Consider the following 26,692-nt stretch of genomic DNA (forward strand, 5'->3'; position numbering starts at 1 on the left):
TGGAACCACGCTATGCGGCAAGGGGAAGAGATTGGCGCGCCCTAAGAGATTCGAACTCCTGACCCCCAGATTCGTAGTCTGGTGCTCTATCCAGCTGAGCTAAGGGCGCGCACGGCCGGTGGTGTTTCCGGCGAACGGCGTGACCCATACATTGGGAGTTGCGGCATTGCAAGCCGGGAAGCCATGCGAATTTTGACGTTCCGGTGACAGCGTCAGGCGATGCGGATGCTGCGCGGCAGGGTGACGTCGAAGCGGGTTCCCTGCGGCTGGTCGACGAAGCCGATCTTGCCGCCATGGGCTTCGGTCAGCTCGCGGGCAATGGCGAGGCCCAGCCCGGTGCCGCCAGCCCGGGCCGAGCCCTCGAAGGCGACGAACAGATTGTCGCGGGCCCGTGGCGGCAGGCCCGGCCCGTTGTCGGAAACCGAGAGCGTCAGCCAGTCCGCGGTTTCGGAATAACCGATCTCGACATAGGGCGCTTCGATCTTGCCGTTGGCGGCCTCGAGCGCCTCGCGCGCGTTCTTCAAGAGGTTATCGAAGATGCGGGCGAACTGATCCGGGTCAGCTGAAATGGTGACGGCGTCCGGCACACCGTTGCGCCAGCGCACCGTTGGGTGCCCCACGAGGCCCGCATCGAAGGCCGCTTCGTCGAGCAGGAGGTGCAGGTCCACCGGCACTGGACGCGGCGGCGTGGCGCTCTGGCGGCCGTAGTCGAGCACCGACTGGGCAAAACCGATGGCCTTGTCGATCGATTGCACGAGGCGCGGCGCCAGCCGCTGCACCTTGGGATCGTCGACATTGGCGACCTGGTCGGAGAGCAACTGGGCAGAGGTCAGGGTGTTGCGGAGGTCATGATTGATCTTGGCCACGGCGAGGCCGAGATCGGCGAGGTGCCGGCGCTGGCGCAGCATCGAATAGATGTCCGATTCCATCGCCGCCAGTTCGCGCTCCATGATGCCGATCTCGTCGCGCCGGTCGGACGGCACGACGATGAGCGCAGCGTTCTCGGGAGCGCCGGAGAACTCGACGAGATTGCCGGTCAGGCGGCGGATCGGCGCGATCAGGATGCGCGACACGAAGACGTAGAGCACCGCCGAGGTGATGATGGCGAGAATCACCGAGAGGAAGAACAGGTTGCGCGAGTAGAGCAGCAGCTCGGCCCGGAGCGGCGCCTCGGGCATCAGCACCTCGATGGTGCGGTCGGCCTGGCCGTCCTCGTTGCCGACGATGCGCAAGGTCCGGTTCGAGCCGAAGAGCAGCGTATCGAGCGCGCCCAGGATCAGCGTCGCCGGGTCGCGCTGACGCATATCGACGGTAAGCGCCTCCCGCGGGGTCTCAGCGCCCTCGAGCTCGATCAGCTGGCTCTGGCCCTCGCGGCGATAGACAATGGCGATGGCGCCCGCCGAGGTCAGCAGGCGGTCGGTCAGCATGCGCGGCAGGTCCATGGCATCGGGCACGGCATCGAGCACACGGGCGGCGACGGTGCCGACGCGCAGCCGGTCGTTGAGCCAGCTCTGGCGGAAACTCGCGGCGGAGGGGAGATAGATCACCACCTCAACCGCAAGGATCACCACGATAAGCGTGGCGATCAGCTTGACGGAGAGGCCCGAGAACGGGCCCGGCATCGCACGGGTCGGTGTGGCCATTTGAGCGATGCTTACCGGGAAAAACCCGGCCTTGCCAGTGCGATAAGGGTCGGATCAACCGAGGAGACGGGTCAGCGCCGCCCAGTATTTGACCAAGGGGCTCTGCAACTCGCCGCGGCGGAACTCGGCGCCGAGCCGCACCGCGATCTCGGCGACAGAAGGATAGGGCACCGTCAGCGACGCCAGGTCGCCGGCCTTCATGCCGGCGGACATGGCGAGCGAGAACAAGGCAACAAGCTCGCTCGCCCCCGCTCCGACGACCCCAGCACCGATGATCCTGCCAGAGCGGTCAGTGACGAGCTTGGCGAGGCCATAGGTCTGGCGCGCGGCGCGGGCCTGGTCGTTATCGGCAAAGGCCCAGCGGGTGACGCGGAAGCTGACGCCGTGCTTGGTGCGCGCGGTGGTTTCGGTGAGCCCGATCTCGGCGATCGCCGGATCGGTCGAGACGAGGCGCGGCACTAGGCCGCTGGGCCGGGCCAGCGCACCGAGCACGGCGCTACGGACCACGGCTTCCGCCTGCCCCATGGCGGCGGGTACCGACTGGCTGCCCACGACGTCGCCGACCGCATAGACATGCGCATTGGTGGTGCGCAGCCCCGCCGTGAGCTGCAGGAAGGCAGGGCGGCTCTTCTCCAGCCTGATGCCCGCCTTGGCGAGGTCGAGGCCGTCGAGATTTGGGATGCGCTCACCGGCAATCAGGATGTGCGACGCGTCGAGCAGCAGGTCCGTCTCGCCGTCATGCACGGCAACGCCGATGCCCATCGAGCGGGACTGGATGGCGGTGACGGCGGCATTGGGCACCAGCCGCACCCCCTCCTCCGCCACCCGCTTCAAGGCAACTGCAGCGAGTTCGGGGTCGAGGCCGGGGAGAAATGCCCCGCTGCCGATCACCGTCACCTCGGTACCGAGGCGGGCGTAGGCCTGGGCCAGCTCGATGGCGATGGCGCCGGTGCCGATCACGACGAGATGGGTGAGCTTGCGCGTATTGTCGAGAATGGTGTCGGCGGTAAAATAGGGCACCCCATCGACGCCGGCGATCGCGGGCACCACGGAGCGGGCCCCGGTGGCGATGACGAAACGGCGAGCGCGGATCTCGGTGTCGCCGACGACAACCGCCCTGCGATTGATGAACCGGGCCGTGCCCTTGACGACGTCGATGCCGAGCGCCCCGAGCCGCGACACAGCGCTCGCCGGCGACAGCGCGGCGATCACCTGCTCGATGTGATCGTGGACACGGCGGAAGTTGACTCTCGCTTCCTCCACGGTGACCCCGAACTGGCCGCCGTCACGGACGTTGCGGGCATGGGCCGCCGCTGCCGCGAGCGCCTTGGCCGGCACGGCGCCGGTGTTGAGGGCATTGCCGCCGAGCGTGCCTTTTTCGACGAGGACGACGCTGGCACCATAGGCCCGCGCCAGCTCGGCGACCGCGAGGCCGCCAGATCCGGCCCCGATGACGCACAGGTCGGGAGTTAGGATGTCGGCCAATCGCGTCCCCGGTGTTCTTCACGGGGCCCCAAACCCCTGTCCTGCCTCAATAACACCGGCCTCGTGCCGGGCAATAGTGGCGAAGGCCAAGCCACAGTGGAAATCCGCTGCATAAAAGCCGAACTGACGCAGGCGGGTCGCGTTGACTTCGGTGGACCAATTCCATATACAGCGCCGAAATCTGCCGTGGACCACTCGATGGGTCCGGCCGGCATGCCAATTGCTTTGCTCTAGTCAGCAGAATTAGGGAACCGCGCGCCGGCGTGGTCAGATCGTATGTCGAAACGCACTTTCCAGCCGAGCACTCTGGTCCGCACCCGCCGGCATGGCTTCCGCGCCCGTATGGCAACCAAGAATGGCCGCGCGGTGCTGGCTCGCCGTCGCGCCGTCGGCCGCAAGAAGCTGTCGGCCTAAGACTGTGGCCGTGCACACGGCCATATCTGAGGAGGGCGCTGTGCGGCGCCTGAAGAATCGATCCGAATTTGTTGGAGTCGCCCGAGGCAAGCGCGTCGGGCGCTCTGCATTTTCGCTGCAGTCGAACGACCGCGCGCTCGACGAACCCGGTATCGGCTTCACCGTTACCAAGCAGCAGGGCAACTCGCCGGAGCGTAATCGCATCCGGCGTCGCCTCAGAGCCGCCGCCAAGGCTTGCGAGTCGAGCTTCCAGCCCCAACATGACTATGTGCTGGTCGGACGCCGCGACGCGCTGAGCACACCGTTTGCGGAGCTCGTCAGCGAGCTCAACGCCTCGATTTCCAAGATTCACCTGAAGAAGAAGAGCTGATGCAGTCCGAAAACAACCGCAACATGATCATCGCGATCGTGCTCAGCATCGTGGTGCTGTTCGGATGGCAGTTCTTCGTGGCCGGGCCGCAGCTCGAGCAGGCGCAGCGGCGCGCCGAGGCCCAGCAGGCTGCCCAGCAGACGACGGCTCCCGCTGACACCGGCCTCGCGACGCCGGCCGCCGGCACCGCCGCTGCCGGAGCAGCGCAGGTCGCCGTGACCGACACCACCATCGCCGGTAGCTTCGCCACGCGCGAAGCGGCCCTCGCGGCCTCGCAGCGTGTCAGCATCGATACGCCGGCGCTGGCGGGCTCGATCAGCCTTACCGGTGCGCGCCTCGACGACGTCCAGCTCAAGGACTACCGCGAGACGGTCGATCCGAACTCGCCGATCATTACGCTCCTCAGCCCCTCGGGCGGGCCGAACGGCTACTATATCGAGGGCGGCTGGGCCCCCGCGGCGGGCAGCACCAATGCCCTTCCGGACGGCAACAGCGTCTGGACGGTCGAAGGCGACAATGCTTCGCTCACCGTCGCAACGCCGGTGACGCTGCGCTGGGACAATGGCGCGGGCCTGATCTTCCGTCGCAACTTCACCGTCGACGACCATTATCTGGTGACCGTGGTCCAGTCGGTGGAGAACACCACCGCCGGCGATATCGCGCTCTACCCCTATTCGCGCATCGTGCGCCAGGGCACGCCGCATGTGGCGAACTTCTTCGTCCAGCACGAAGGCCCGCTCGGCGTGCTCGGCGCGAACAACCTCGTTTCGAAGAAATACTCGGACGTCGTCCATGACGGCCAGATCGACTGGACGTCGGCAACCGGCGGCTGGGTCGGCATCGGCGACAAGTACTGGGCGACCGCGATCCACTCGCTCCCCGGCTCGCCGCTGAACGCACGCTTCTCGGCGACCAAGCAAGGCGCCATCGACGTCTACCAGACGAGCTTCGTCGAAAGCACCCCGGTCATCGTGCCGGCCGGCGGCAAGGCCGAGAGCAAGACCTACGCCTTCGCCGGTGCCAAGCAGACCCATATCATCGACAGCTACGACAAGACCTATGGCTTCGACCGGCTGGAACTGCTGATCGATTGGGGCTGGCTGCACTTCATCACCCGCCCGATGTTCGACCTCTTGAACTTCCTCTACGGGATCCTGGGCAATTTCGGCCTTGCCATCCTCGCGGTGACGGTCATCGTCAAGGCGATCTTCTTCCCTCTGGCTAACCGCTCCTACAAGTCGATGGCGGCGATGCGGCGCGTGCAGCCGGAAATGAAGTCGATCCAGGAGCGCTTCAAGGACGATCGTGCTGCGCAGCAGCAGGCGATGATGGAGCTCTACAAGAAAGAGAAGATTAACCCGCTCGCGGGCTGCTGGCCGATCCTGATCCAGATCCCAGTGTTCTTCTCTCTGTACACCGTCATCTTCATCTCGCTCGAGATGCGTCATGCGCCGTTCTTCGGCTGGATCGTCGACCTCGCGGCCCCCGATCCGACCAATATCTTCACCCTGTTCGGCCTGATCCCGTGGAACCCGGTGGCCCTGCCGGTGATCGGCGGCCTGCTCCATCTCGGCATCTGGCCGCTCATCATGGGCGTGACCATGTGGGTGCAGATGCGGCTCAATCCGCCGCCGCCGGATCCGACTCAGGCGATGATCTTCAACTGGATGCCGGTGATCTTTACATTCATGCTCGGCACGTTCCCGGCCGGCCTCGTGATCTACTGGGCCTGGAACAACCTGCTGTCGGTGACGCAGCAGTGGTTCATTATGAAGCGCCACGGCGCCGAAGTGGACCTGCTCGGCAACATCGCGGCGAGCTTCAAGCGCAAGCCCAAGGTTGAAGAAAAGCCCGCCGGCGGCAAGGCGAGCTGAGGCTAGACCCACGTAATTCGAGGGCCGCGCATCGTACGGTGCGCGGCCCTTTCCTTATTCGCCGGTCTCCCCTATTGAACGCCCATGAACGACACGCCCGCCAAATTTAGCGACGACCAGATCGAAGCCGGACGGCTGCTGTTCGCGCGCCCGTTCGTCTTCATCAAGGGCTGCGTGCGCCTCGCCGACCTGCCGGAGGCGGACAAGCTGGAGATCGCCTTCGCCGGGCGCTCGAACGTCGGCAAATCCTCGCTGATCAATGCGCTGACCGGCACGACGGCTCTCGCCCGCACCTCCAACACGCCGGGGCGGACGCAGGAGCTCAATATCTTCGATAGCCAGCATGCGGATCTGCGCATCGTCGACATGCCAGGCTATGGCTTTGCCAAGGCGCCCGAGGCGAAGGTCAAGCAGTGGACCAGGCTGATCCACCAGTACCTCACCGGCCGGCCGAACCTGCGCCGCGTCTACGTGCTGATCGACGGCCGCCATGGCCCGAACGCCAACGACAAATCGGTGATGAACGAGCTCGACAAGGCGGCGGTGAGCTACCAGGTGGTGATCACCAAAGCCGACAAGCCGACCAAGGCCGAGCTCGACGCCGCCATCAAGAAGACCCGCGACACCATTGCAAAGCGCCCCGCCGCACATCCCGAAATCGTCCTCACCTCGAGCGAGACCAAGTTCGGCATGGAGCAGTTACGGGCAGAGATCCGGCAGTTGCTGGAGCACTAGCGGCTGAGGAACGCGCCCAGCCAGCCGGCCACATCCTTGCTGTGCGAAGGCGTTGCGACTGATGCCAGTGCCTTATCGACCAGTTCATCCGGCGCCTTACCCCGGCGCAGCTCGGCTAGCGCCAGCGTGTAGTCGTCGAGGAACTCGGGATGCGGCTGGAGGCTCAGGGCCTTGCCGTTCTTGTAGGCGAGGCCGGCATTGGGGGTGAACTCCGAGCCGAGGAATACCTCCGCCTCCACGGGCGGCGTGATCACCTGGTCCTGATGCGAGCAGGCGATGGAGAGCGCCGGCAAATCGGTGGCGAGAAAGCCGGGCCGCGCCTTCACCTGATAGGTGTGACGGCCAAGGCCCCAGCCCTTCTCGGATTTTCGCACATCGCCGCCCAGCGCATCGGCCATGATCTGGTGGCCGAAGCAGATGCCGAGCATCGGCGTGTTCGCCGCATAAGCGGTGCGGATGAAAGCCCGCAACGGATCGAGCCAGGCGTGATCCTCGTAGACGCCGACGGCCGAGCCGGTGATCAGGACGCCTTCGAGCTTGCCCGGATCGGGAAAACCGGCGCCGTCGTAGATGGGCACAGTCTCGTATTCGAAGGCCTGGCCGGCTTCGTCGAACATGCGCTTGAACATCGGGGGATAGGCGCCGAACTGCGGCCGCAACGGCGCCGGGACGTCGCCGGTCTGGATAATAGTGAGCTTCATTCAGTCACAGATGGCGCGGTTCGTGAAACGGCGCAAGATCGGTGGAAGTCGGAGCAGGGTTGCGCTGACTGAAGCCGAGACTGCCCCCTCCCATCCTCCCCCTTAAAGGGGGAGGTGAAGAGTCGAGCTTGTGTTTTCGATAGTGCCCTCAGCACTGAGCGGCACCTCCCCCTTTATGGGGGAGGATGGGAGGGGGTCGTCTGTTTCAGTCAGCGTCCCGCTCACCCCTCGGCCGGGTGAAAGACCAGTGCGGCGCCGTTCATGCAGTAGCGCAAGCCCGTCGGTTGCGGGCCATCGTCGAACACATGGCCGAGATGCCCGCCGCAGCGGCGGCAGTGCACTTCGGTGCGGGGATAGCCGAGCAACGTGTCCGTCGACTCGCCCACGGCGTTTTCGAGCGGCTGGTAGAAGCTCGGCCAGCCGGTCCCGCTCTCGTATTTGGTGGCACTGTCGAACAGCGGGAGTTCGCAACCGCCGCAGGCAAAGGTGCCGACGCGGTGCTCGTAGAGCAGTTCGGACGTCCCCGGGTGCTCGGTATGTTCGTGCCGGAGCACCTGGTAGCTCATCGGACTGAGCCTCTTCTTCCACTCCTCGTCGGTGAGGGTGAACTCGAACGTGCCTTCGGCGGCACGCGAACTCCCCATCGGACGGAAGAAGAAGGCAGCGGCGCCGAGTGCGGCGACAGCACTGGTGCCGAGGAGAAAATTGCGGCGACTGGTGGTCATGGGATCGCCCCTTTCGAGCTTGGTTCAGTCTAGCGGCAGGCGGTCGAGCGAGCAGTACAAATGGCTGTGTCCCGCCCATAAGGACGGGACACGGGTCCGCGTGTCGATGTGTTATTCGCGGCCGAAGCCGTGAACGTTACATCTTGGGCAGCAGCACCTTGTCGATGACGTGGATCACGCCGTTCGACTGGATCACGTCGGCGATTGTCACGGTGGCGACGCCGCCCGATTCATCGGTGATGGTGACCTTGCCGCCATCGGCCTTGAGCCAGAGCTTGCAGCCGCCGACAGTGGTTACTTCGTGAGTGCCGCCATCGTCCATGGCCATCTTGGTGATGTCGGTGGAGAGGGCCTTGGCCCCGATGACGTGGCAGGTGAGGATCTTGACCAGCTGGTCCTTGTTCTCAGGCTTCAGCAGGCTGTCGACCGTACCGGCCGGCAGGGCGTCGAAGGCGGCATTGACCGGGGCGAGCACGGTGAACGGCCCCGCGCCCTTCAGCGTGTCGACGAGACCGGCGGCCTTCACAGCGGCAACCAGCGTCGTGTGATCGGCCGAGTTCACGGCGTTGTCGATGATGTCCTTGGTCTCGGACATCGGCGCGCCGCCGACCATCGGATTCTCGGCATAGGCAATAGAGCCGATGGCGGAGACCGACAGCATGGCCGCGGCGGCAAGTACACGCAGAGTGGAGAGTTTCATTGACTGTTCCTTCCTTTTGACTGTTGCCCGCATTGGTCTTGCGGTGTGACAGGCGGAGTTACGGAAGGTCCATCGATCCAGTTTCGGATCACATTTTCGCTGGGCGAGGTTTATTCGCGCGCTGAAGCGAAACTTTTGCGGCGTCAGCTTCGTACGGGCCGCGCCCGGCGCCGGAAACAAAAACGGCCCGCCAAGTGCGAGCCGCTGAATGGGAAATCGGGCAGGCGTCAGATCGGCGTCGCCGTACCGACGGCCACGATCGGACCCTGGGCCACACCGGTCGGCGAGCCGCCCTTCTGCTCTAGGGTGACGGCAAAGACCGTACCCGGCCCGATATTGGGTCGCGTAGCCGCGTCGATCGGGATCTCGCGCCGCTCATTGACCGGCAGCACACCCATCGAGACGGCCGGCGCATCACCCTTGATGTACCAGAGCTCGTAGTCCTTGTCGGCGACGGCATCGCCCTTGAGCGACGTGATGCGAACCTCTCCCAGCGCCTCGTTGTAGATGGCGACGAACTCGACACCGCTGCCTTCCTGCGCCTGGATGGCGGCCACGAGCTGGGTGGCGAAAGCTGTGGGATCGACACGCGGCTGGAGCAGGTTGACGCCGATGGCGACGACTGCGACCGCAGCGGCCGTCGCGGTAAGGGCACGCCACAGGGCGAGCGAGTTCCACAAGCCACCCGCGCCCGCCTTGGTAGCGCCAAACAGCCGGTTCTCGATGCGCGAGAGCACCCCGGCAGGGGCGGCGACTTCGGCAAACTCATTGTCGAGCGTCGAGAGCCGGTTGCGCCAGAGCCGCAGGTCGGCAGCCAGCACCGGCTCGCCGGCGATACGGCGAGCCACGGCGGCGCGTTCGCCCCCTTCCAGAAGGCCGAGCGCGTATTCGGCGACCAGAACCTGGTCGTCCTCCCCGCTGCTGCTGTGTCCTTCGGTACTCATGCCGTGAGGCACTCTCTCAGTTTGATCAGGCTCCGGCGGAGCCAGGTTCGCATCGTGTTGAGCGGCACGCTGTGGCGCGTCGCCAGTTCTTCGTAACTATAGCCGTCGAGGTAGGCGCCCCTAACGCAATCGGCCTTGTCGGCCTCCAGCGTATCGAGACACCCGTCGATGCGCGTCCTCTCCGAGCTGTCGATCGTTGCCTGTTCGGGATCGGGAGCCCCGTCCGCCAGGTCGATCGCGGCATCGATGTCGTCGCTCATCGGCTTGCGCGCCCGCAATATGTCCAGCGAGTGGTTGCGAGCGATCGCCACCAGCCAGCTGATCGGGCTGTAGCCACCCGCCACATAGCGGTCGGCCCGCTGCCAGATCTTGACGTAGACTTCCTGAAGCGCCTCTTCGGCCTCCGATCTGTCTTTGAGAATACGCAGCGTCACACCGAATAGTTTCGAGCTGGTGCGGCTGTAGAGATCGCGAAACGCCGCGCGATCCCTGAGCGCGGTGCGGGCGATGAGATCGGCGATGTCGGAGGCGGTACCGCTCGTCATGCGCCGGACCTTAGCCAAAGGTCCTGCCGCTGCCTATCCCCTCGCCGGGCGGTCACGAAATCTTCGCCATTGTCCTGTTTGAAGGCCGGCGCGGGCGCAAAAGCGCTTTCGACTCCAACGGAATGCGCTATAGGACGAAGCAAAATGGATACTCTGCGCAAGATGCCCGATCTCGAGAGCTTTACCCGCGACGCTGGCGTTCTCAGCCAGGCGCTCCCCTATATGCAGCGCTACGAGGGTAAGACCGTCGTTGTGAAATACGGCGGCCATGCCATGGGCGATGTCAACCTCGGCCAGGCCTTTGCCCGCGACATCGCGCTCTTGAAGCAGTCGCGCGTCAATCCGATCGTCGTGCATGGTGGCGGCCCGCAGATCGCCTCGATGCTGAAGAACCTCGGCATTGAGAGCAAGTTCGAGGGCGGGTTGCGGGTCACCGACAAGCGGACGATGGAAGTCGTCGAGATGGTGCTCGCCGGCTCGATCAACAAAGAGATCGTCGCGCTGATCAATGCCGAGGGCGAGTGGGCCATCGGGCTCTGCGGCAAGGACGGCAACATGGTCTTTGCCAAGAAGGCCGAGAAGCGCATCAAGGATCCGGGCTCGAACATCGAGCGCGTGCTCGATCTGGGCTTTGTCGGCGAGCCGGTGGAGGTCGATCGTACCCTGCTCGATACGCTCGCCCGTTCCGAAATGATCCCGGTGATCGCGCCGGTGGCGCCCGGACGCGACGGCAATACCTACAACATCAACGCCGACACGTTTGCCGGTGCGATCGCCGGCTCGCTCGGCGCCAAGCGCCTGCTGTTCCTGACCGACGTCGACGGGGTGCTGGACGCGAACAAGAAGCTCATTCCTGAGCTTTCGATGCGCGACGCCAAGGCACTGATCGCCGACGGCACCATCTCGGGCGGCATGATCCCCAAGGTCGAGACCTGCCTCGAGGCACTAGACAACGGTGTCGAAGGCGTCGTCATCCTCAACGGCAAGACCCCGCACGTGGTGCTGGTCGAGCTCTTCACCGAACACGGTGCCGGTACACTGATCGTACGGTAAGCGGCACCCGCCGCTACCGGTTCAGCCACGGCGTCTCGGCGCTCCAGAAAATCGCGTTCACCCCGAGATAGTCGGTGGCGAATTCGACGAACTCCTCGCGGGTGAAAGACTTGCCCGTCTTTTCGTTGGTGTAGGCGAGCGTCGGCTCCTGCACGGCCATGCCGACGAAATCGAGCTTGCCCTTGTACTGGTTGAAGAACGGGTAGGAGTTCTTCATCTGCCCCTTGCGCCACGGCACGATGTCCGGACCGCCGAGGCCGATCCCGTTCGTTGCGGCATGCTCAAACAGCCGGCTCATGTACTGACGGTCGTCCTCCCACTCGCACGGCCAGAAGTTCACGTATTGCACCACGTGCGACGCCTTGAACGCGGCGCGAGCGGCTGTGAGATTCTCCAGTTCGGCGGCAAAATACCCGTCGCAGGTGAAGCCCGTATCGTCCGGCGCCTCGGTCACGTCGATCGCCGTCTCCGGCAGGTTCACTGCAAACACCTTGCCGTCGAAGCGCTGCGCCAGAGCATGCAGCAGGGCCTGATAACGGGCCCGGACCGCCGGGTTCCACTGCATGGTGGTCCAGCCGTAGCCCTCCGATTTTCCCTCTTCGACCTGCGGAACCAGCCCGCCGCCATATTGCGCTTCGGTCAACAGGTACTCGGGGATGTTCCGGGCCTCTGGTGAGAAGAAGCGGTCCTGCACCTGGATGACCAGTTTCTTGCCGAGCTTCTCCGCCGTGGCGAGGTCGGCGTCGATCTGGCTGAAGTCATACTCACCCTCGGCCCTCTCGAGCCGCTTCCAGTTGTAGACGACCTGCACGCCCTCGATATCCGGCCGGGCGAGAATGGCCGCGTTACTCTCCAGCTCTCCGGCGCTGGTGTAGAGGAAGTTGGCCGGCAGAGGCTCGGCGCTCTTCGTCGGCAGCGCCAGCGTGAGCCCCAGGATGAAGAATGCGGTGGCTGTCGCGGCGAATGTCGTCAGGCTGTTCATGGCGGGCTCCGGTCTGGCCCAGCCTCGTCGCATCGAGGCAGGGCCGGATTGTGGGCGGAGCCGGACCGATCTGTGGCATTCGAACAGATATCGAAACGGGTGGTTAGCCAGTGGTAAACCTGCCACTCTGGGGCGAAGGGCGCCTCGCGGCGCCCTCTGCGTCAAGCCTCGGCGACAACCGGGGGAGCCGCTTCGGCGCGCCCCTGCCCGGGCGGTTCGGGCCGCTTGATCGTGAGGAACGGCACCAGGATCACGACGAGGCCGAACGAGACGATCTGGTAGATGATCGCGGGCGCGGCGGCTTCGGCGAAGGCAACATGTGGGGCCTCGCCGGCGGCGAAGTTGGCGGCGAGCTGGGTGAAGAAGATCTCACCCACCAGCGCCACACCGACGGCCCCGCCGATCTGCTGAAACGCCTGCAGCGCACCCGAACCGGCGCCGGCATCGCGCGGCGGTACACCCGCGAGTACCGACTGGAACAGGCCGGAGAAACCGAGCCCCAGGCCAAGCCCGGCGATCAGCAGCGGCGGCAGGAACTGCCAATGATTGATCTCCGGGCCGAGACTGCGGATGGTGAGATCGAGCCAGGCAATGCCGACCACCAGCGTCGCCGCGCCGACCGCAAGGCGGGTGCGCAGGTAGCGCTGGCCGAGCCGACCGATGAACAGCGAGACGGCGAGCACACCGACCGAGAATGGCGTGTTGACCAGCCCGGACTCGAGCGGGCTGAAGCCGTAGCCGGACTGCAGCATCAGCGAGATCACCATGAACATAGCCGGCACGCCGGATGCGAAGACGGTGGTGATGAGCAGACCGAGCAGGTAATTCGGGTTGCTGATCAGGCTGAAGTTGAGCAGTTGCGGAGCGTCCTGCCGGGCACGGTGGCGCTCCCAGATCACGAAGATACCGGCCAGCAGCAGCCCCAGAGCCATCAGGCCCCACAGCCAGGTCGGCCAGCCGAGCGAGTGCCCCTCGACCATCGGGAAAACGATGGCCACCACGGCGGCGCCGAACAGGGCAATGCCAACGAAGTCGTTCTTGAGCCCGGGATGGCCGGGCGTGCGCGGGATCAGGTACCAGCCGGCGACGACGGCGAGGATGCCGAAGGGGATGTTGACCAGAAAGATCGGGCGCCAGTCGAGGCCGAAGAAGTTCGCGCCGATCAGCAGGCCACCGACGATCGGGCCGGTGACGGCGGCAAGGCCGGCGCTGAGGCCGAACAACGAGAACGCCTGGCCCTTTTCCTCGGGCGGAAAGGTCACCTGCGCGATGGCGAGCACCTGCGGGGTCATGGCCGCACCGGCAAGGCCCTGCAGTACGCGGGCAAAGATTAGCCACTCGATCGAGGGGGCAAGGCCACAGAACGCCGAAGCCAGTGTGAACGCGGCGACGCCGATCAGGAACATCTTGGTGCGGCCGACGATGTCGCCCAGCCTGCCGAAGGGCAGGAGGCCGAGCGCGAAGCTCAGCACATAGGCGGCAATGACCCATTCGATGTGGGTCGAGTCGGCGCCGAGGTTCTGTTGCAGGCTGGGCAGCGCTACGTTGACGATGGTCACGTCGATCAGGTTCATGAAGCTTGCGAGCAACAGCACGGCGAGCGCGATCCAGCGGCGCGGATCGGCATCGGCCTTCGATTGCGGCACGTGGAATTGGGCAGTCATCTACTAACAACCTCTGGCGGCACAGGTGGCCTGATCAATTCGCACGTGTAACCGCACCATGATGTCTGGCATAGTAGCGCGATGAATGATTTGACTAAGATGCGGTCACTATCCCACGTCACCGACTGGGTATTCGACCTCGACAACACGCTCTACCCGCGCGAGTGCAACCTGTTCGCGCAGATCGACATGCTCATCTCGCATTACATGGTGGGCGTGACGCAGCTGCCGTTCGACGAGGCGCGGGCCCTGCAGAAGACCTATTACCGCGATTACGGCACGACGCTGAACGGGCTGATGCAGCGGCACGAGGTCGATCCCGACCACTTCCTCAATACTGTGCATGCGATCGACTATTCGCCGATTGCCGCGCATCCCGATCTCGTCGATGCGATCCGCGCCCTGCCCGGCCGCAAGTTCATCCTCACCAACGGCGATGTCGGGCATGCCCGCGCCGTACTCGGCCGCCTCGGCAATGCCGACGATCTGTTCGAGGACATCTTCGATATCCGCGCCATGGGCTACAAGCCCAAGCCCCTGCCTGAGGCCTACCAGCAGTTCTTCGACAAGCACGGCATCGACGCGCGGCGCGCGGCGATGTTCGACGACCTCGAAAAGAACCTGAGGGTCCCGCACGATACGGGCATGACCACCGTACAGGTGATCGCATCGGAAGCGTTCACCCACGAACAGGTCGAGGCGTGGGAACTGGAACGGACCGGCGGCGCACATGTGCATCACATGACGGCGGACCTGGCGGGGTTTTTGCGGAAGCTGCCATAATCTAATGGGCGCAGGGGGCGCTCGCCATGAAGGTCAACGTCGTCTATGCGCATCCGGCTGCCGACAGCTACCAGGCGTCGCTGCACCAGCGGATCCTGCGGACCCTCAAGGCCAGGGGCGACGAGGTCATCGATTTCGACCTTTACGCGATGAAGTTCGACCCGGTGATGGGGGAGGAGGAGTGGCACGGGCAGGAGGAGCGGACACGGCCGCCGCCGCAGGACCTAGAGGTCTACATCGGCGCGCTGAGATGGGCCGACGCCTGCGTATTCTGCTTTCCCACCTGGTGGTCGGACATGCCGGCGATCCTAAAGGGTTATTTCGATCGGGTATGGCGTCCGGGCGTCGCCTTTGAACAGCCGCCGGGCGGAGGTCTCATCAAGCCGGCTCTGCGGAACCTCACTCGGATGGGCGTGGTCACCACCTGCGGCTCGCCCTGGTTCTACAACCAGCTGCTGATGCAGGATCCGGCGAGAAAGCTGCTGCTGCGCGGGTTGAAGGCCACCTGCGGCGGCCTCGGCGTGAAACACCTGTATCTGGCGCAGCACTCCATCTACGACATCTCGCCGGAGGCGCGAGAAAAGTTCGCGCAGAAGGTCGAGCAGCGGTTCGCCCAGTTCTAGGGTGCGGCCGCCCCTCAGCCCGCCTACGTCAGTTCCGGCAAATTGTAGTGCGCGCGGACCACGTCCCAGCCTTCTTCGGCGCTGTCGACCACGGTGAACAGGTACGGATCATCAGGCGCGATGGTGCCGGCTTCGGCCAGCGCCTCGAAATTGATCACCTTGGCCCAGAACTCCTTGCCGAACAGCAGGAGCGGGACGCGCTCCATGCGGCCCGTCTGGATCAGCGTCAGCGTCTCGAAGAACTCGTCCATCGTGCCGAAGCCGCCGGGGAAGATCGCCACGACCCGCGCGCGCAGCAGGAAGTGGATCTTGCGCGTCGCGAAATAATGGAAATTGAAGCAGAGGTCCGGGGTGATGTAGGCGTTCGGCGTCTGCTCGTGCGGCAGCACGATGTTGAGACCGATCGAGGGGGCATCGACGTCGTCGGCACCGCGATTGCCGGCCTCCATGACGCCGGGCCCGCCGCCCGTCACGACGACGAAATCGCGATGGTCAAGGGCCTTGGAGGTCAGCGAGGCATATTGGGCGAAGCGGCGCGCCTCCTCGTAGTAGCGCGAGGCGGCCTCGAGGTTCTTCTTCTGCGTCTCGTTGCGCGCCGCCCAGGCCGGCTTGCCCGGCTCGGGGATGCGGGCGCCGCCGAACAGTACGACGGTCGAGCGGATGCCGTATTCGCGCAGCCGGAACTCCGTCTTCAGGTACTCCAGCTGGAAGCGCACGCCGCGCGTATCCTCGCTGGTCATGAACTCCTCGTCGGAATAAGCGAGGCGGAAGGCGGCGGCTTCGGTCTGCGGCGTCGAAGGCGCGCTCTTTACCGCATCCAGGTCCTCGACCGAGGTACGAAGCGGGGTATCGGCGCGTCTGGCCATTTCAAGTCTCCGAAAACTGCTCCCAAGCTTGCATCGCGCCGGGTTAAGGATCGTTGACAGGCCAAGCGAGCGGGATAATGTCCGCCGCGCTTACTATCCCGCCAGAGAGCCAGTCCATGTCCTACGCCGATCTCGCCCGTACCATCGACGCCGCCTGGGAGGCGCGCGCCGAAATCAACTCGGGCACGTCAGGCGAGGTCCGTGAGGCGGTGAACGAGGCGCTGAACCTGCTCGACAGCGGCAAGGCGCGGGTCGCTGAACGGCAGGCGCCGACCGAGTGGACGGTCAACCAGTGGCTGAAGAAGGCGGTGCTGCTGAGCTTCCGGCTCAACGACAACACCATGATCCCCGGTGCGCCCGGCGGCGCCTCGTGGTGGGACAAGGTGCCGTCCAAGTTCGAGGGCTGGAGCGAAAACACCTATCGCGACGCCGGCTTCCGCGCCGTGCCCGGTGCGGTCGCCCGCCGGTCGGCTTACGTGGCCAAGAACGTCATCCTGATGCCGAGCTTCGTTAATGTCGGCGCCTATGTCGATGAAGGTACCATGGTCGATACTTGGGTGACCGTCGGCAGCTGCGCGCAAATCGGCAAGCACGTCCACCTCTCGGGTGGCGTCGGCATCGGCGGCGTGCTCGAGCCGATGCAGGCCAACCCCACGATCATCGAAGACAACTGCTTCATCGGCGCCCGCTCCGAAGTGGTGGAAGGCGTCATCGTCGGCGAGGGCTCGGTTATCTCCATGGGCGTGTTCCTCAGCGCCTCGACCAAGATCGTCGACCGCGCCACCGGCGAAGTGCATATCGGCAAGGTGCCACCCTATTCCGTCGTCGTCTCGGGGAGCCTTCCCGGCAAGCCGTTGCCGAACGGGCAGCCAGGCCCGAACCTCTATTGCGCCGTGATCGTCAAGACCGTCGACGCCCAGACGCGCAGCAAGACCGGCATCAACGAGCTGCTGCGGGACTGAGGTGGTCGACCCCGTCCAACTCCTTGCCGACCTGATCCGCAAACCTTCGGTCACCCCGGAGCTTCACGACGTCTTCGATGTGCTCGAAGCGGCGCTGGTGCCGCTCGGGTTCACCTGCGAGCGGGTGCGGTTCGAGGGTGACGGGTCGTACCCGGTCGACAACCTGTTCGCGACGCGCGGGAGGGGCGGCAGGCACCTGCTGTTCGCCGGCCATACCGACGTGGTGACACCGGGTGACGCCGCGGCGTGGACCCATCCGCCATTCGCGGCGGATATCGTCGATGGCAAGATTTATGGGCGCGGTGCGGCCGACATGAAGTCCGGCATCGCCGCCTTCATCGCCGCGATCTCGCGCGCTCCGACCGATGGCACGATCTCGCTCGCCATTACCAATGACGAGGAAGCGGACTCGATCAACGGCACCGACAAGCTGATGGCCTGGGCCGAGAGCCAGGGCTATCGGTTCGATTTCGCCATCGTCGGCGAGCCGAGTGCCACCGTCCGGGTCGGCGACAGCATAAAGGTCGGCCGGCGCGGTTCGCTCAACGGACAGGTCCGCGTCACCGGCACGCAGGGGCACGTCGCCTACCCGGACAAGGCCAACAACCCCCTGCCGGTTGCCGCGACTTTGCTGCTGGCGCTCTCGGGCAAGCTCGATGACGGCTCGGAGCACTTTCCGCCGTCGAACCTCGAGTTCACCTCGGCCGATGTCGGCAATACGACGACCAATGTCATCCCCGCCTCGGCGCTCCTGCGCTTCAACGTGCGGTACAATGACCGGTGGACGCCGGAGACGCTGATCGAAGCGATCGAGGACGTGATCGCCAATCAGGACAAGCGCGACACCCTCGTCGAGTTCAAGGTGGTGGGCCGCCCGTCGCGTTCCTTCCTCTCCGACCTCGGCGGCGGAGTAGAGACGCTGATCGAGACCATCGCCCGGCGCACCGGCATTCCGCCGGAACTCTCCACCGGTGGCGGCACGTCGGACGCACGCTTCATCGCCGACTATTGCCCGGTAGTGGAGTTCGGCCTGCCCGGCCCGACCATGCACAAGGTCGACGAAAACATCCGGCTATCCGACCTCGAGGAGCTGACCACGCTCTACGCGCAGTTCATCGCGAACTACCTCGGATGAACGCCTTTTCCGAGCTGTGGCGCGCGGTGGTCGGCTGGCTCGACCTGCTGACCGCGCAGCCTGATGCGATCGCCAAGTTCAACCTGACGCGCGCCGGCCTGCTGAACGCGATGGGGTTCTACGTCGTCAGCGTCCTGCTGGCGATTGCGGTCCTCGGCCTCGCCGCCGGCACTGTGCCGGCCTGGATGCAGGTGGCCATCAGCCTGCTCTTCAATCTGATCCTGGTGTTAGCCATTGTCATCGCGGCCTGGGGCACGGCGCGGCTGATGCGCGCCGATGCGTTGGCGGTTGCCGTTCCCAGCGTCTATGCGCTCGGCATCGTGCAGGTTCTGTCGCTGCCGCTCGTCTATGTGCACAGCGACGCCGCTGCGCTGGCGCTGCTCGGGGTGCGCGGTTTCATGTTCTATCGGGCGGCGCGCGAGGTCGGAAAGCTCAGCCTCGGCGTTTCCTTCGCGTTTGCCATTCTTTGCATTGTGCTGCTTGCCGCCATCCCGTTCGGTCTCTACATGCTGACCACCGGCGGGCAAGGGATTGTTTAGTGCCTGAGTCGAACACGACCATTGTCGAAGAGACCCAAGCGGCGGCGCGGGGCCTGTTGGCGCTGCTGACCGGCGACCGCAGCGCGGCGGGCTATTTCAAGTTCACGCAGGCGGGGCTGGTCACGAGCTTCATCGCCGTGCTGGTCGTGACCGCTGCCGAACTGGTGGCGACAGCGCTGCTCGGCGCTGGCCACATCTTCTCCTCGCTGATGCAGACCGCTCTCGTCTACGCGGCGGTGCTCGGCACTTCAGCACTGTACCTGCGCCAGATCGGCCGATGGGATGCATTGGTGCCGTTCATCGTGGCGGTGAACTGGGCCAACGCCATCCTGTCGGCAGTGATGCTGGTGACGGTTCTGATGGGCCTCACCTTCCTCGGCTTCCTGTTCCTCATCGTGGGCGTGGTGGTGTCGATCAACATCGCGCGGCTGGTGATGACGCTCAAGCCGATGCAGATCGTGCTGCTGATCATCGCGCAGGCGGTGGGATTGATCGCCGCGGTGCTGCTGCTGGTGATGCTGTTCCCGCCGACGCCGGAGCAGCTGGCGGAAATCGCCGCGGCAGCCAACCGCTAGTAATCGACCTTCGTCAGGTAGAGCCCGTCGGGCGGCGCCAGCGGGCCACAGCGCGAGCGATCGCGTGCGTCCAATGCGGCGCGGAAGTCGCTTGCCGTCCACTTGCCTTCGCCGACCAGCTTCAGCGAGCCCACCATCGAACGCACTTGCGAGTGGAGGAAGCTGCGGGCCTTGGCGGTGACGACGATCACCTCCGCTTCGCGCCTTACGTCGAAGACATCGAGCGTGCGCTCGGGCGACTTGGCCTGGCACTCGGAAGCGCGGAAGGTGCTGAAGTCGTGCTTGCCGAGGATGCGCTGCGCCGCCCCGTGCATGGCATCGGCATCGAGCACCATGGGCACGTGCCACACCTTGCCGCTATCGAGCGCGGGGCGGGCGCGGCGATTGAGGATGCGATACTCGTAGTGCCGGGCGATGGCGGAAAAGCGAGCCTCGAACGCCTCGCCGACGCGATCCGCAGTCAGGATCGCCACCGGGTGCGGTTTGGTGTGGAAGTTGAGGGCCTCGCGCACCTTGAACGGATCCCACTCGCGCTCGAGATCGAAATGCACCACCTGCCCCAGCGCGTGCACGCCGGCATCGGTGCGCCCTGCAGCCTGCGTTACGGCAGTCTCGCCGGAGAAGCGCACAATCGCCTCTTCCAGCACCTGCTGCACCGAGAGGTCGCCCGCCTGCCGCTGCCAGCCGCAGAAGGGCCGGCCGTCATACTCGATGGTCAGGCGATAGCGCGGCATCAGCCGGCCCGCTCTGGCAAAGCCCCGGCCCCACGCAGGAAGGTCGCCGCATCCATGGCGCCCTTGCCTTCGCGCTGTACCGCCACGAGGCGGACGGCACCGCTGCCGCAGGCAATGGTGAGATCGGGCAGGATCGTGCCGGCTGGGCCACTACCGCTGACGAGCGTCGAGCGCAGCGCCTTGATGCGCGTGGGGATGCCGTTGAGCGTCAGCTCGAACCAGGCGCCCGGGAACGGCGACAGCCCGCGGATGAGGTTGTGCACCTCGGCCGCAGGCTTGGTCCAATCGATCCGGGCTTCGGCCTTGTCGATCTTGGCGGCGTAGGTGACACCGTCCTCGGCTTGCGGCGTGAAGTGCAGGCTGCCGCGATCGAGCGCGGCCAGCGCCCGGCCCATCAGGTCGGCACCAATCAGCATCATCTTGTCGTGGACCTCGCCTGAGGTCATGTCCGGGCCGATCGGCATCTCTTCGACGAGCCCGACCGCGCCAGTATCGAGGCCCTCGTCCATCTGCATGACCATGATGCCAGTGCGGGCATCGCCGGCCATCACCGCGCGCTGGATCGGGGCGGCGCCACGCCAACGCGGCAGGAGGGAACCGTGGAGATTGAGGCAGCCGAGACGCGGCGCGTCTAGGATCGGCTTGGGCAGGATCAGGCCGTAGGCCACCACCACCGCAACATCGGCGTCGAGCGAGGCGAACACCTCCTGCTCCGGCGATTGCCTGAGGGAACGCGGCGTGAATACCGGAATGCCGAAACCTTCGGCGGCCTCATGCACGGGCGACTTGCGCTCGGCCTGCCCGCGCCCCGCCGGCTTGGGGGCCCGCGTATAGACGGCAACGACCTCATGGCCGGTCGAGACGATCTCGGTGAGGGTGGGCACCGCGAACTCGGGCGTGCCCATGAAGATGATGCGCATCGATCGGCTATCCTGCACCGGGTCACCCCGGCGAAGGCCGGGGTCCATCATGAGATGGTCCCATAACCCCTGGATGGTGGCAGCGCCACCTCAAGATGGATTCCGGCTTGCGCCGGAATGACATCGCGGATTGGGGGGCTCAGCTCGCCTTCTTGCTCAGCCGCTCGGCCTTCTGGAACTTCTTCAGCACCCGGTCGCGCTTCAGGCGGCTCAGGTAGTCGATGTAGAGCACGCCGTCGAGATGATCGAGCTCATGCTGGATGCAGATGGCGAGGCGGTCCTTGGCATCGCGCTCGATGACCTTGCCATCGAGATCGGTGTAGCGAACCGTGACTTCGGCCGGGCGCTCGACGTCGTAGTAGAGCTCCGGAATCGAAAGGCACCCCTCTTCGGTCACGACGGTTTCGTCCGAGTACTTCAGGATTTCGGGGTTAACCATCACGATGGGATCGGGCGTCTCGCCTTCTGGGGCAAGGTCCATTACCACGATACGGCGCAGCTCGCCGACCTGCGGCGCGGCGAGGCCGATGCCCGGCGCGTCATACATGGTCTCGAGCATATCCTTGGCGAGTTGCTTCACCTCATCGTCGATCTGGGCGATCGGCTCCGCAATGGCGCGCAGGCGCTCGTCGGGCAGGATAAGGATAGGGCGCTTGGCCATGAACGTTCGGTCCTCAATCGGGGATGCCGCTGAATATGGTATTTCCGGCCCGCGGGTCAACGGCCAGCCGGTTTACGCCTTCGCAAGCATAATTGCGGCAAGCGTGAACAATGCGGGAACAAGGGCGGCGAATCGTGTAAGCTACGGCGATGGATCGTGTGCTTTTCGTCGTCGCCGACTTTCCCGTCACCCTCGAGATTGCCGCCTACGCGGCGGCCGGGCTGTTCACGGCGCTGCTCGTGGCACTGCTCGTCGTCGTCGTGCGCCAGTCGCGGCAGCGGGCAGAAGAGGCACGTCAGCGCGCCGAGGAAGCCGAGGCGCTCCGACTCAAATCGGCCGAGAACGAGCGGCACCTGGCCGACATGATCCGCATCCAGTCCGAAATGACCGGACGCATGCAGACGATGAGCGAGATCTTCGGCTCGCGCACCTCCGACCTCGCGCGCCTCGTCAACGACCGGCTCGACAGCCAGGGCCAGCGCATCGGCGCGGCCATGAGCGAGAGCAGCACCAAGACCAACGAGAGCCTCGCCAAGCTGCAGGAGCGGCTGGCGGTCATCGACCGGGCGCAGTCCAACATCGCGCAGTTGAGCCAGAACGTCGTCTCGCTGCAGTCGATCCTTGCCAACAAGCAGACGCGCGGTGCGTTCGGCCAGGGCCGGATGGAAGCCATCCTCGGCGACGGGCTGGCGCAGAACGCCTACGCCTTCCAGGCGACGCTCTCGAACGGCAGCCGGCCCGATGCGCTGGTCTATATGCCCAACAATGCGCCATCGCTGGTGATCGACGCAAAATTCCCGCTCGAGAGCTGGCAGCGTTTCACCGCCGCTGCCGAGGGCGAGGATCCTCGCTTTGCTGCCAGTGGCTTCCGCAACGACATGGGCGTCCACATCAAGGCGATCTCGGAAAAGTACCTGATCGCTGGCGAGACAGCGGATACGGCCTTCCTGTTTGTGCCGTCGGAATCGATCTTTGCCGATCTCCACGAACATTTCGAAGACGTCGTGCAGCGCGCACTTAAGGCGCGGGTAGTGATCGTCTCGCCCTCGATCCTGATGTTATCGATCCAGGTGGTGCAGGCGCTGTTGCGCGACGTGCGGATGCGCGAGGAAGCCTATCGCATCCAGACCGAGGTGCGGGCGCTGCTCGGCGATGTCGGCCGGCTGGACGAGCGCGTCAGGAAGCTCCAGACCCACTTCACGCAGGCCAGCAACGATATCGGCGATATCGTCACCTCCTCGAACAAGGTCATGCGCCGCGGCGAGCGGATCGAGGCGATGGAGTTCGACGAAGCACGGCCGGAGCCACAGCGGCTGGCAGGGGAATAGTCGTCAGCTGGCTGCCCGCAGCTGCACGCGCGAGGCGACTTCGAGAACCTTGCTCCGACCCTCGGTCACCGCGAGGAATGCTCCGATATCCTCGGGCCGGCTCAGCAGGTAGCCCTGCGCGGTCTGGCAGATTTCACCCCGGAGGAAATCCAGCTCCTCCTGCCGTTCGACGCCCTCGGCCACCACCGGTACGTTCAGCCCGCTGCCGAGGCCCAGCACGGCGCGCACGATGGCGGCCGACTGGTTGTTGTTGTCGACCGAGCGGATGAAGGACTGATCGACTTTGATCTTCGAAAACGGGAAGGCGCGGAGGTTGGCCAGCGACGAGTAGCCGGTGCCGAAATCGTCCATGGCGATGCGCACGCCGAGAGCCCGCACCTGACGCAGGGTCGTCACCGCACGGACCATGTCGCGGACCAGCGCGGTTTCGGTGACTTCGATCTCGAGCCGGGATGGCGACAGGCCAGTCTGGGTCAGCACCTCATGCACCTTCTGGGCGAAGGCCGCCGCGTGGATCTGTACCGGCGAGACGTTGACCGCGACGCTCAGCGGTGACTTCCAGCGGGCGGCTTCGGCGCAGGCAGTGCGCATTACCCAGTCGCCGATCTGGAGGATCAGCCCGCTTTCCTCGGCCACGGGCACGAAGGTGGCCGGCGAGATCTCGCCACGCTCGGGATGGCGCCAGCGGACCAAGGCCTCGAAGCCGGTGACCTCGCCCGACCGGATGTGCACCTGCGGCTGGTAGACGAGGCGCAACTGGTTGCGCGATACGGCGTGGCGCAAGTCATGCTCGAGCATGCGGCGATCGCGCACCTCGGCGCCCATGGCGCTCTCGAAGAAACGATAGATGCCGCGACCGTCCTGCTTGGCGCGATAGAGCGCGGTGTCGGCATTGGTCATCAGTTGCTCGGCGGTCTCGGCATTGTCCGGGAACAGCGCGATACCGATCGAGGCCGCGATGTTCGGGCCGGAGAGCATGATGTCGTTGTTGCGACGGAAGGCATCGAGCACCTGTTCCGCGATGCGCCCGGCCCTCGCCGGCCCGCCGATGTCGCCCAAAAGGATCGCGAACTCGTCGCCGCTCAGCCGAGCCGCACTGCCGATGCCGTCCACAGCGGTGAGCAAGGCGTTGCCGACCCGCTGCAGCAGCGCATCGCCGGCACCATGGCCAAAGAGATCGTTGACCTCCTTGAACCGGTCGAGATCGAGGCAGAGCACCGCAAAGGTCTGGCCATGGCGGCGAGCATGGGCGATCTCGTCATCGAGCTTGCGTCCGAAGCTGACGCGATTGGGCAGCCCCGTGAGCGCGTCGTGGTGCGCGAGGAAGCGGATGTGTTGTTCGGCCTGCTTGCGAGCGGAAAGGTCGCGCACCGCGATGGCCTGGTGCGGCAAGCCGGCATAGTCGACCTCGCGCAGGATGACTTCGGCTGGCACGATTTCCGAGGTCGCCTTGAGCTCGGTCTCGATGGCGGTGTTCGGGCGCTCGACGAGGCGCGTGACGACGGCGCAGGAAAGGAACTCGGCCACTGGGCGGCCGTGCACCGCTTCAGCGCCGACCATGTGGAGAAAGCTCTGGTTGGCGGTGACGATGATACCGTCCTTCGCCACTACCAGTCCCTCGACCGCGGCATCGGCCAGCCCCCGCATGCGCTCGCTTTCGGCAGCGGTGCGACGGCGATCGAGCATATCGAGATAGGTACCGCCCAGCGCGAACAGCAGGATCATCACCGAAACGACGGCGACCACGATCGACAGCCATTGCGGCGTGGCATCGCCGTCGGCGACGATCGGATAGCAATTCTGGAGCCCCGCCGCGCCCATGGCGGTGAAGTGCATGGCGCAGATGGCGAGCGTTAGCAGGATGGTGGCCCGAAAGCGGTGCCGGAGCGTATTGCCCTGCACGGCAAAATAGAGGGCGATCGAGCCGAGCCCGATGCCGAGCAGCATCGAAGCGGCGACGAGCGGCGAGTCCCAGGCGATCCCGCCACCGATGAGGAGCGCAGCCATGCCGGTATAGTGCATCGCGGCGATGCCGACGCCGACCACGGCGCCACCGAGGAGGCTGTCGGTGCGGCGCGGGCCGATCGCAGCGAACCACAGGCCCCCACCCACAATCGAAATTGCGATGGCCAGCGACACCAGCGTGACCGGCAGGTCGTAGCCCACCGGCATGCCGGCGTTGAATGACAGCATGGCGACGAAATGCGTCGCCCAGATGCCGAAACCGACTGAGACGGCGGCGACGGCGAGCCAGGCGCTTTTCATGCCGCCGTCGGTGCGGCGGGCGTGGTTGAGCAAGGTGATGCCGGCAAAGGCCGAGAGCGCACACACGAGCGCCGCCAGGGCCACGAGGCGCAGATCGTGCTGCGCGAAAAGAGTTGTGAGTACGGTCTGCACGGCAGTGCGTCCTTCTGGAGCAACATACGCGCTCCATGTGGCGATGGCCGTGTAAACAGAACCTTGCCCGCTGCCCTACGAGAGATGCGTAGCCGCTCACATCTGGGGACGGGGTGAATGTAAGCTTAAGCGCCGCCGCGTTCAGGAAGCGTGATCCGCGGCCGCCGCGGGATCGATCTGCCCGTGCCGTGCGTTGTGGGTGCAACTCACATAGGGAGGGCGCGATGAGCTCCCGTTTCCGCGATCTGGTCGGACAGGACATGCCCGTCGGCAATGACGGGGACACGCCGGGCATGGCACAGCCCGTCAGCCAGACCGAGGTCGAGGAGCTGCTCTACAGCGACGACTGGCCGATCGAGGAGCGACTGGCCAAGCTGCGCGAGATGCGGCAGGACATCGCTGACTTCGAGGCCCCCGACTATGGCGACGAAGACCCGCTGACCCTTGTCCGCTTCATCGATGATGCGATCAACCGGCTTCAGAAGCTCAACGGTGAAGGCATGGACCGGACGTCTGTCGACCAGGATGCCAGCGCGCACCGGGAGACGCTTTCACCCGATTCCGACGAGCTGGAAGCGATCGAAGCGGCCGACGAAGCCTCGTTCGGCGAGGATGCTGCCGACGATGGCTCGATCGACAGGAGCCAGTGGATCGACGGGCTGGACGGCGGGAAGAGCTAGAGCGCTTCCAGGAAAAGTTGCAGACTTTTCCTGTTTGAAAGCGCGACAAAACAAGGACCTAGAGTGCTGTGCGCGCCTTCAGCGCCTGGCTAAGCGTACCCTCATCGAGATAGTCGAGTTCGCCCCCCACCGGCACGCCGTGGGCGAGGCGGGTGATCTTCACGCCGCTGGGGGCCAGCCGGTCGGTGATGTAATGCGCAGTGGTCTGGCCCTCGACGGTGGCGTTTACCGCCAGCACGATTTCCGCGAACTCGGGGGCGCGTCGCAGCAGCGCATCGATCGAGAGGTCGTCCGGCCCGATGCCGTCGAGCGGCGACAGCACGCCGCCGAGCACGTGATACTTCACCGCTCCGACACCGGCGCGCTCGAGCGCCCAGAGGTCGGCGACATCTTCGACCACGATCAGGATGCCACCCTCGCGGCGCGGATCGGCGCAGATGTGGCAGGGCGAGCGCGTATCGATATTGCCGCAGGTCTCGCAGACGATCACGGCTTCCACGGCGCGATCGAGCGCCGCCGAAAGCGGGATCATCAGTTGTTCCTTCTTCTTGATCAGCTGCAGCACGGCGCGCCGAGCGGAGCGCGGCCCAAGCCCCGGCAGGCGCGCCAGGAGCAGGATCAGCTGTTCAATCTCGGGTCCGCCGTTGGACAAGC

28 protein-coding genes and 1 tRNA gene are annotated in these 26,692 nt (G+C 65.3%); 13 read left to right on the forward strand and 16 right to left on the reverse strand.

The window, feature by feature from the left end:
* Positions 1 to 32: 32 nt before the first annotated feature.
* From ACOYW5_RS10580 to ACOYW5_RS10590, 3 genes are all read right to left on the reverse strand, one after another.
* Positions 33 to 109 (reverse strand) — tRNA-Arg (locus ACOYW5_RS10580).
* A 103-nt stretch (positions 110 to 212) separates the two neighbouring features.
* Complete coding sequence (locus ACOYW5_RS10585; RefSeq protein ID WP_423069215.1) at positions 213 to 1,643, reverse strand: sensor histidine kinase; 1,431 nt, start codon at positions 1,641 to 1,643, stop codon at positions 213 to 215.
* Between the two features lie 54 nt (positions 1,644 to 1,697).
* The gene (locus tag ACOYW5_RS10590) at positions 1,698 to 3,128 is read right to left on the reverse strand and encodes a dihydrolipoyl dehydrogenase family protein (RefSeq protein WP_423069216.1); all 1,431 of its coding nucleotides are present in this window, start codon (positions 3,126 to 3,128) and stop codon (positions 1,698 to 1,700) included.
* Between the two features lie 276 nt (positions 3,129 to 3,404).
* Here ACOYW5_RS10590 and rpmH point away from each other — a divergent pair, with 276 nt between their 5' ends.
* The 4 genes from rpmH to yihA all read left to right on the forward strand — a co-directional run bounded on the left by rpmH (position 3,405) and on the right by yihA (position 6,521).
* The gene (gene rpmH / locus ACOYW5_RS10595; RefSeq protein ID WP_291396073.1) at positions 3,405 to 3,542 is read left to right on the forward strand and encodes a 50S ribosomal protein L34; all 138 of its coding nucleotides are present in this window, start codon (positions 3,405 to 3,407) and stop codon (positions 3,540 to 3,542) included.
* A 40-nt stretch (positions 3,543 to 3,582) separates the two neighbouring features.
* Positions 3,583 to 3,912, forward strand: a complete 330-nt coding sequence (rnpA, locus tag ACOYW5_RS10600) for a ribonuclease P protein component (RefSeq protein WP_423069217.1) — start codon at positions 3,583 to 3,585, stop codon at positions 3,910 to 3,912.
* Entirely contained in the window at positions 3,912 to 5,786 is a 1,875-nt protein-coding gene (gene yidC, locus ACOYW5_RS10605) for a membrane protein insertase YidC (RefSeq protein ID WP_423069218.1), read from the forward strand. The genes rnpA and yidC overlap by 1 nt, the downstream gene beginning before the upstream one ends.
* Before the next feature lie 84 nt (positions 5,787 to 5,870).
* Positions 5,871 to 6,521 (forward strand): ribosome biogenesis GTP-binding protein YihA/YsxC, encoded by a 651-nt coding sequence (gene yihA, locus ACOYW5_RS10610; RefSeq protein WP_423069219.1) that lies wholly within the window; start codon positions 5,871 to 5,873, stop codon positions 6,519 to 6,521.
* Here yihA and ACOYW5_RS10615 read toward each other — a convergent pair.
* The 5 genes from ACOYW5_RS10615 to ACOYW5_RS10635 form a co-directional block, all read right to left on the reverse strand.
* Complete coding sequence (locus ACOYW5_RS10615) at positions 6,518 to 7,222, reverse strand: glutamine amidotransferase-related protein (RefSeq protein WP_423069220.1); 705 nt, start codon at positions 7,220 to 7,222, stop codon at positions 6,518 to 6,520. The genes yihA and ACOYW5_RS10615 overlap by 4 nt on opposite strands.
* Before the next feature lie 221 nt (positions 7,223 to 7,443).
* Positions 7,444 to 7,947, reverse strand: a complete 504-nt coding sequence (msrB, locus tag ACOYW5_RS10620) for a peptide-methionine (R)-S-oxide reductase MsrB (protein WP_423069221.1) — start codon at positions 7,945 to 7,947, stop codon at positions 7,444 to 7,446.
* Between the two features lie 136 nt (positions 7,948 to 8,083).
* The gene (locus ACOYW5_RS10625) at positions 8,084 to 8,647 is read right to left on the reverse strand and encodes a fasciclin domain-containing protein (protein WP_423069222.1); all 564 of its coding nucleotides are present in this window, start codon (positions 8,645 to 8,647) and stop codon (positions 8,084 to 8,086) included.
* A gap of 227 nt (positions 8,648 to 8,874) precedes the next feature.
* Positions 8,875 to 9,591: an anti-sigma factor gene (locus ACOYW5_RS10630; RefSeq protein WP_423069223.1), complete on the reverse strand. Its 717-nt coding sequence runs from the start codon at positions 9,589 to 9,591 to the stop codon at positions 8,875 to 8,877.
* Positions 9,588 to 10,136: a sigma-70 family RNA polymerase sigma factor gene (locus tag ACOYW5_RS10635; RefSeq protein WP_423069224.1), complete on the reverse strand. Its 549-nt coding sequence runs from the start codon at positions 10,134 to 10,136 to the stop codon at positions 9,588 to 9,590. Before ACOYW5_RS10635 ends, ACOYW5_RS10630 begins: the two co-directional genes overlap by 4 nt.
* Positions 10,137 to 10,280: 144 nt before the next feature.
* Between ACOYW5_RS10635 and argB the strand changes: the two genes are divergently transcribed.
* A complete protein-coding gene (gene argB, locus ACOYW5_RS10640; RefSeq protein ID WP_423069225.1) occupies positions 10,281 to 11,189 on the forward strand; it encodes an acetylglutamate kinase in 909 nt (302 codons plus the stop codon).
* A 13-nt stretch (positions 11,190 to 11,202) separates the two neighbouring features.
* Here argB and ACOYW5_RS10645 read toward each other — a convergent pair whose 3' ends face one another.
* Both ACOYW5_RS10645 and ACOYW5_RS10650 read right to left on the reverse strand, forming a co-directional pair.
* On the reverse strand, positions 11,203 to 12,171 hold the full coding sequence (locus tag ACOYW5_RS10645) for a hypothetical protein (protein ID WP_423069226.1): 969 nt from the start codon (positions 12,169 to 12,171) through the stop codon (positions 11,203 to 11,205).
* A gap of 161 nt (positions 12,172 to 12,332) precedes the next feature.
* Entirely contained in the window at positions 12,333 to 13,835 is a 1,503-nt protein-coding gene (locus ACOYW5_RS10650) for an MFS transporter (protein ID WP_423069227.1), read from the reverse strand.
* 99 nt (positions 13,836 to 13,934) lie between these two features.
* Between ACOYW5_RS10650 and ACOYW5_RS10655 the strand changes: the two genes are divergently transcribed.
* Together ACOYW5_RS10655 and ACOYW5_RS10660 are read left to right on the forward strand one after the other, a co-directional pair.
* On the forward strand, positions 13,935 to 14,618 hold the full coding sequence (locus tag ACOYW5_RS10655) for a pyrimidine 5'-nucleotidase (RefSeq protein WP_423069228.1): 684 nt from the start codon (positions 13,935 to 13,937) through the stop codon (positions 14,616 to 14,618).
* Positions 14,619 to 14,644: 26 nt separating this feature from the next.
* Complete coding sequence (locus ACOYW5_RS10660) at positions 14,645 to 15,241, forward strand: NAD(P)H-dependent oxidoreductase (protein ID WP_423069229.1); 597 nt, start codon at positions 14,645 to 14,647, stop codon at positions 15,239 to 15,241.
* A gap of 23 nt (positions 15,242 to 15,264) precedes the next feature.
* On the opposite strand, the gene ACOYW5_RS10665 is transcribed toward ACOYW5_RS10660, so the two are convergent.
* On the reverse strand, positions 15,265 to 16,107 hold the full coding sequence (locus ACOYW5_RS10665; protein ID WP_423069230.1) for an LOG family protein: 843 nt from the start codon (positions 16,105 to 16,107) through the stop codon (positions 15,265 to 15,267).
* Between the two features lie 116 nt (positions 16,108 to 16,223).
* Between ACOYW5_RS10665 and dapD the strand changes: the two genes are divergently transcribed.
* From dapD to ACOYW5_RS10685, 4 genes are read left to right on the forward strand one after another with little or no spacing between them, the layout of a single operon-like run.
* On the forward strand, positions 16,224 to 17,069 hold the full coding sequence (gene dapD / locus ACOYW5_RS10670; protein WP_423069442.1) for a 2,3,4,5-tetrahydropyridine-2,6-dicarboxylate N-succinyltransferase: 846 nt from the start codon (positions 16,224 to 16,226) through the stop codon (positions 17,067 to 17,069).
* Between the two features lies 1 nt (position 17,070).
* On the forward strand, positions 17,071 to 18,204 hold the full coding sequence (dapE, locus tag ACOYW5_RS10675) for a succinyl-diaminopimelate desuccinylase (protein ID WP_423069231.1): 1,134 nt from the start codon (positions 17,071 to 17,073) through the stop codon (positions 18,202 to 18,204).
* Positions 18,201 to 18,743: a hypothetical protein gene (locus ACOYW5_RS10680; protein WP_423069232.1), complete on the forward strand. Its 543-nt coding sequence runs from the start codon at positions 18,201 to 18,203 to the stop codon at positions 18,741 to 18,743. The genes dapE and ACOYW5_RS10680 overlap by 4 nt, the downstream gene beginning before the upstream one ends.
* Entirely contained in the window at positions 18,743 to 19,318 is a 576-nt protein-coding gene (locus tag ACOYW5_RS10685; RefSeq protein WP_423069233.1) for a hypothetical protein, read from the forward strand. The genes ACOYW5_RS10680 and ACOYW5_RS10685 overlap by 1 nt, the downstream gene beginning before the upstream one ends.
* On the opposite strand, the gene truA is transcribed toward ACOYW5_RS10685, so the two are convergent.
* The 3 genes from truA to def form a co-directional block, all read right to left on the reverse strand.
* On the reverse strand, positions 19,315 to 20,052 hold the full coding sequence (gene truA, locus ACOYW5_RS10690) for a tRNA pseudouridine(38-40) synthase TruA (protein ID WP_423069234.1): 738 nt from the start codon (positions 20,050 to 20,052) through the stop codon (positions 19,315 to 19,317). The genes ACOYW5_RS10685 and truA overlap by 4 nt on opposite strands.
* Positions 20,052 to 20,972 carry a methionyl-tRNA formyltransferase gene (fmt, locus tag ACOYW5_RS10695; RefSeq protein WP_423069235.1) on the reverse strand — a complete coding sequence of 307 codons (921 nt, stop codon included), beginning with the start codon at positions 20,970 to 20,972 and terminating at the stop codon, positions 20,052 to 20,054. The genes truA and fmt overlap by 1 nt, the downstream gene beginning before the upstream one ends.
* 139 nt (positions 20,973 to 21,111) lie before the next feature.
* Entirely contained in the window at positions 21,112 to 21,633 is a 522-nt protein-coding gene (gene def / locus ACOYW5_RS10700; protein ID WP_423069236.1) for a peptide deformylase, read from the reverse strand.
* 149 nt (positions 21,634 to 21,782) lie between these two features.
* Between def and ACOYW5_RS10705 the strand changes: the two genes are divergently transcribed.
* Positions 21,783 to 22,961: a DNA recombination protein RmuC gene (locus tag ACOYW5_RS10705; protein WP_423069237.1), complete on the forward strand. Its 1,179-nt coding sequence runs from the start codon at positions 21,783 to 21,785 to the stop codon at positions 22,959 to 22,961.
* 3 nt (positions 22,962 to 22,964) lie between these two features.
* On the opposite strand, the gene ACOYW5_RS10710 is transcribed toward ACOYW5_RS10705, so the two are convergent.
* Positions 22,965 to 25,358: a bifunctional diguanylate cyclase/phosphodiesterase gene (locus ACOYW5_RS10710; protein WP_423069238.1), complete on the reverse strand. Its 2,394-nt coding sequence runs from the start codon at positions 25,356 to 25,358 to the stop codon at positions 22,965 to 22,967.
* A gap of 224 nt (positions 25,359 to 25,582) precedes the next feature.
* Between ACOYW5_RS10710 and ACOYW5_RS10715 the strand changes: the two genes are divergently transcribed.
* Positions 25,583 to 26,038, forward strand: a complete 456-nt coding sequence (locus ACOYW5_RS10715; RefSeq protein WP_423069239.1) for a hypothetical protein — start codon at positions 25,583 to 25,585, stop codon at positions 26,036 to 26,038.
* Positions 26,039 to 26,096: 58 nt separating this feature from the next.
* Here ACOYW5_RS10715 and recR read toward each other — a convergent pair whose 3' ends face one another.
* Positions 26,097 to 26,690: a recombination mediator RecR gene (gene recR / locus ACOYW5_RS10720; RefSeq protein ID WP_423069240.1), complete on the reverse strand. Its 594-nt coding sequence runs from the start codon at positions 26,688 to 26,690 to the stop codon at positions 26,097 to 26,099.
* Positions 26,691 to 26,692: the final 2 nt, after the last annotated feature.

Origin of the sequence: Devosia sp. CN2-171, from assembly GCF_049354815.1 — a bacterium.
Lineage (GTDB): Bacteria > Pseudomonadota > Alphaproteobacteria > Rhizobiales > Devosiaceae > Devosia_A.

Bases quoted from the DNA above. Each gene is read 5' to 3' on its own strand.
- ACOYW5_RS10585 (WP_423069215.1), bottom strand. From the start codon at position 1,643: ATGGCCACACCGACCCGTGCGATGCCGGGCCCGTTCTCGGGCCTCTCC.
- rpmH (WP_291396073.1), top strand. From the start codon at position 3,405: ATGTCGAAACGCACTTTCCAGCCGAGCACTCTGGTCCGCACCCGCCGG.
- yidC (WP_423069218.1), top strand. From the start codon at position 3,912: ATGCAGTCCGAAAACAACCGCAACATGATCATCGCGATCGTGCTCAGC.
- yihA (WP_423069219.1), top strand. From the start codon at position 5,871: ATGAACGACACGCCCGCCAAATTTAGCGACGACCAGATCGAAGCCGGA.
- ACOYW5_RS10615 (WP_423069220.1), bottom strand. From the start codon at position 7,222: ATGAAGCTCACTATTATCCAGACCGGCGACGTCCCGGCGCCGTTGCGG.
- msrB (WP_423069221.1), bottom strand. From the start codon at position 7,947: ATGACCACCAGTCGCCGCAATTTTCTCCTCGGCACCAGTGCTGTCGCC.
- ACOYW5_RS10625 (WP_423069222.1), bottom strand. From the start codon at position 8,647: ATGAAACTCTCCACTCTGCGTGTACTTGCCGCCGCGGCCATGCTGTCG.
- ACOYW5_RS10630 (WP_423069223.1), bottom strand. From the start codon at position 9,591: ATGAGTACCGAAGGACACAGCAGCAGCGGGGAGGACGACCAGGTTCTG.
- ACOYW5_RS10635 (WP_423069224.1), bottom strand. From the start codon at position 10,136: ATGACGAGCGGTACCGCCTCCGACATCGCCGATCTCATCGCCCGCACC.
- argB (WP_423069225.1), top strand. From the start codon at position 10,281: ATGGATACTCTGCGCAAGATGCCCGATCTCGAGAGCTTTACCCGCGAC.
- ACOYW5_RS10645 (WP_423069226.1), bottom strand. From the start codon at position 12,171: ATGAACAGCCTGACGACATTCGCCGCGACAGCCACCGCATTCTTCATC.
- ACOYW5_RS10650 (WP_423069227.1), bottom strand. From the start codon at position 13,835: ATGACTGCCCAATTCCACGTGCCGCAATCGAAGGCCGATGCCGATCCG.
- ACOYW5_RS10655 (WP_423069228.1), top strand. From the start codon at position 13,935: ATGCGGTCACTATCCCACGTCACCGACTGGGTATTCGACCTCGACAAC.
- ACOYW5_RS10660 (WP_423069229.1), top strand. From the start codon at position 14,645: ATGAAGGTCAACGTCGTCTATGCGCATCCGGCTGCCGACAGCTACCAG.
- ACOYW5_RS10665 (WP_423069230.1), bottom strand. From the start codon at position 16,107: ATGGCCAGACGCGCCGATACCCCGCTTCGTACCTCGGTCGAGGACCTG.
- dapD (WP_423069442.1), top strand. From the start codon at position 16,224: ATGTCCTACGCCGATCTCGCCCGTACCATCGACGCCGCCTGGGAGGCG.
- ACOYW5_RS10680 (WP_423069232.1), top strand. From the start codon at position 18,201: ATGAACGCCTTTTCCGAGCTGTGGCGCGCGGTGGTCGGCTGGCTCGAC.
- truA (WP_423069234.1), bottom strand. From the start codon at position 20,052: ATGCCGCGCTATCGCCTGACCATCGAGTATGACGGCCGGCCCTTCTGC.
- fmt (WP_423069235.1), bottom strand. From the start codon at position 20,972: ATGCGCATCATCTTCATGGGCACGCCCGAGTTCGCGGTGCCCACCCTC.
- def (WP_423069236.1), bottom strand. From the start codon at position 21,633: ATGGCCAAGCGCCCTATCCTTATCCTGCCCGACGAGCGCCTGCGCGCC.
- ACOYW5_RS10705 (WP_423069237.1), top strand. From the start codon at position 21,783: ATGGATCGTGTGCTTTTCGTCGTCGCCGACTTTCCCGTCACCCTCGAG.
- ACOYW5_RS10715 (WP_423069239.1), top strand. From the start codon at position 25,583: ATGAGCTCCCGTTTCCGCGATCTGGTCGGACAGGACATGCCCGTCGGC.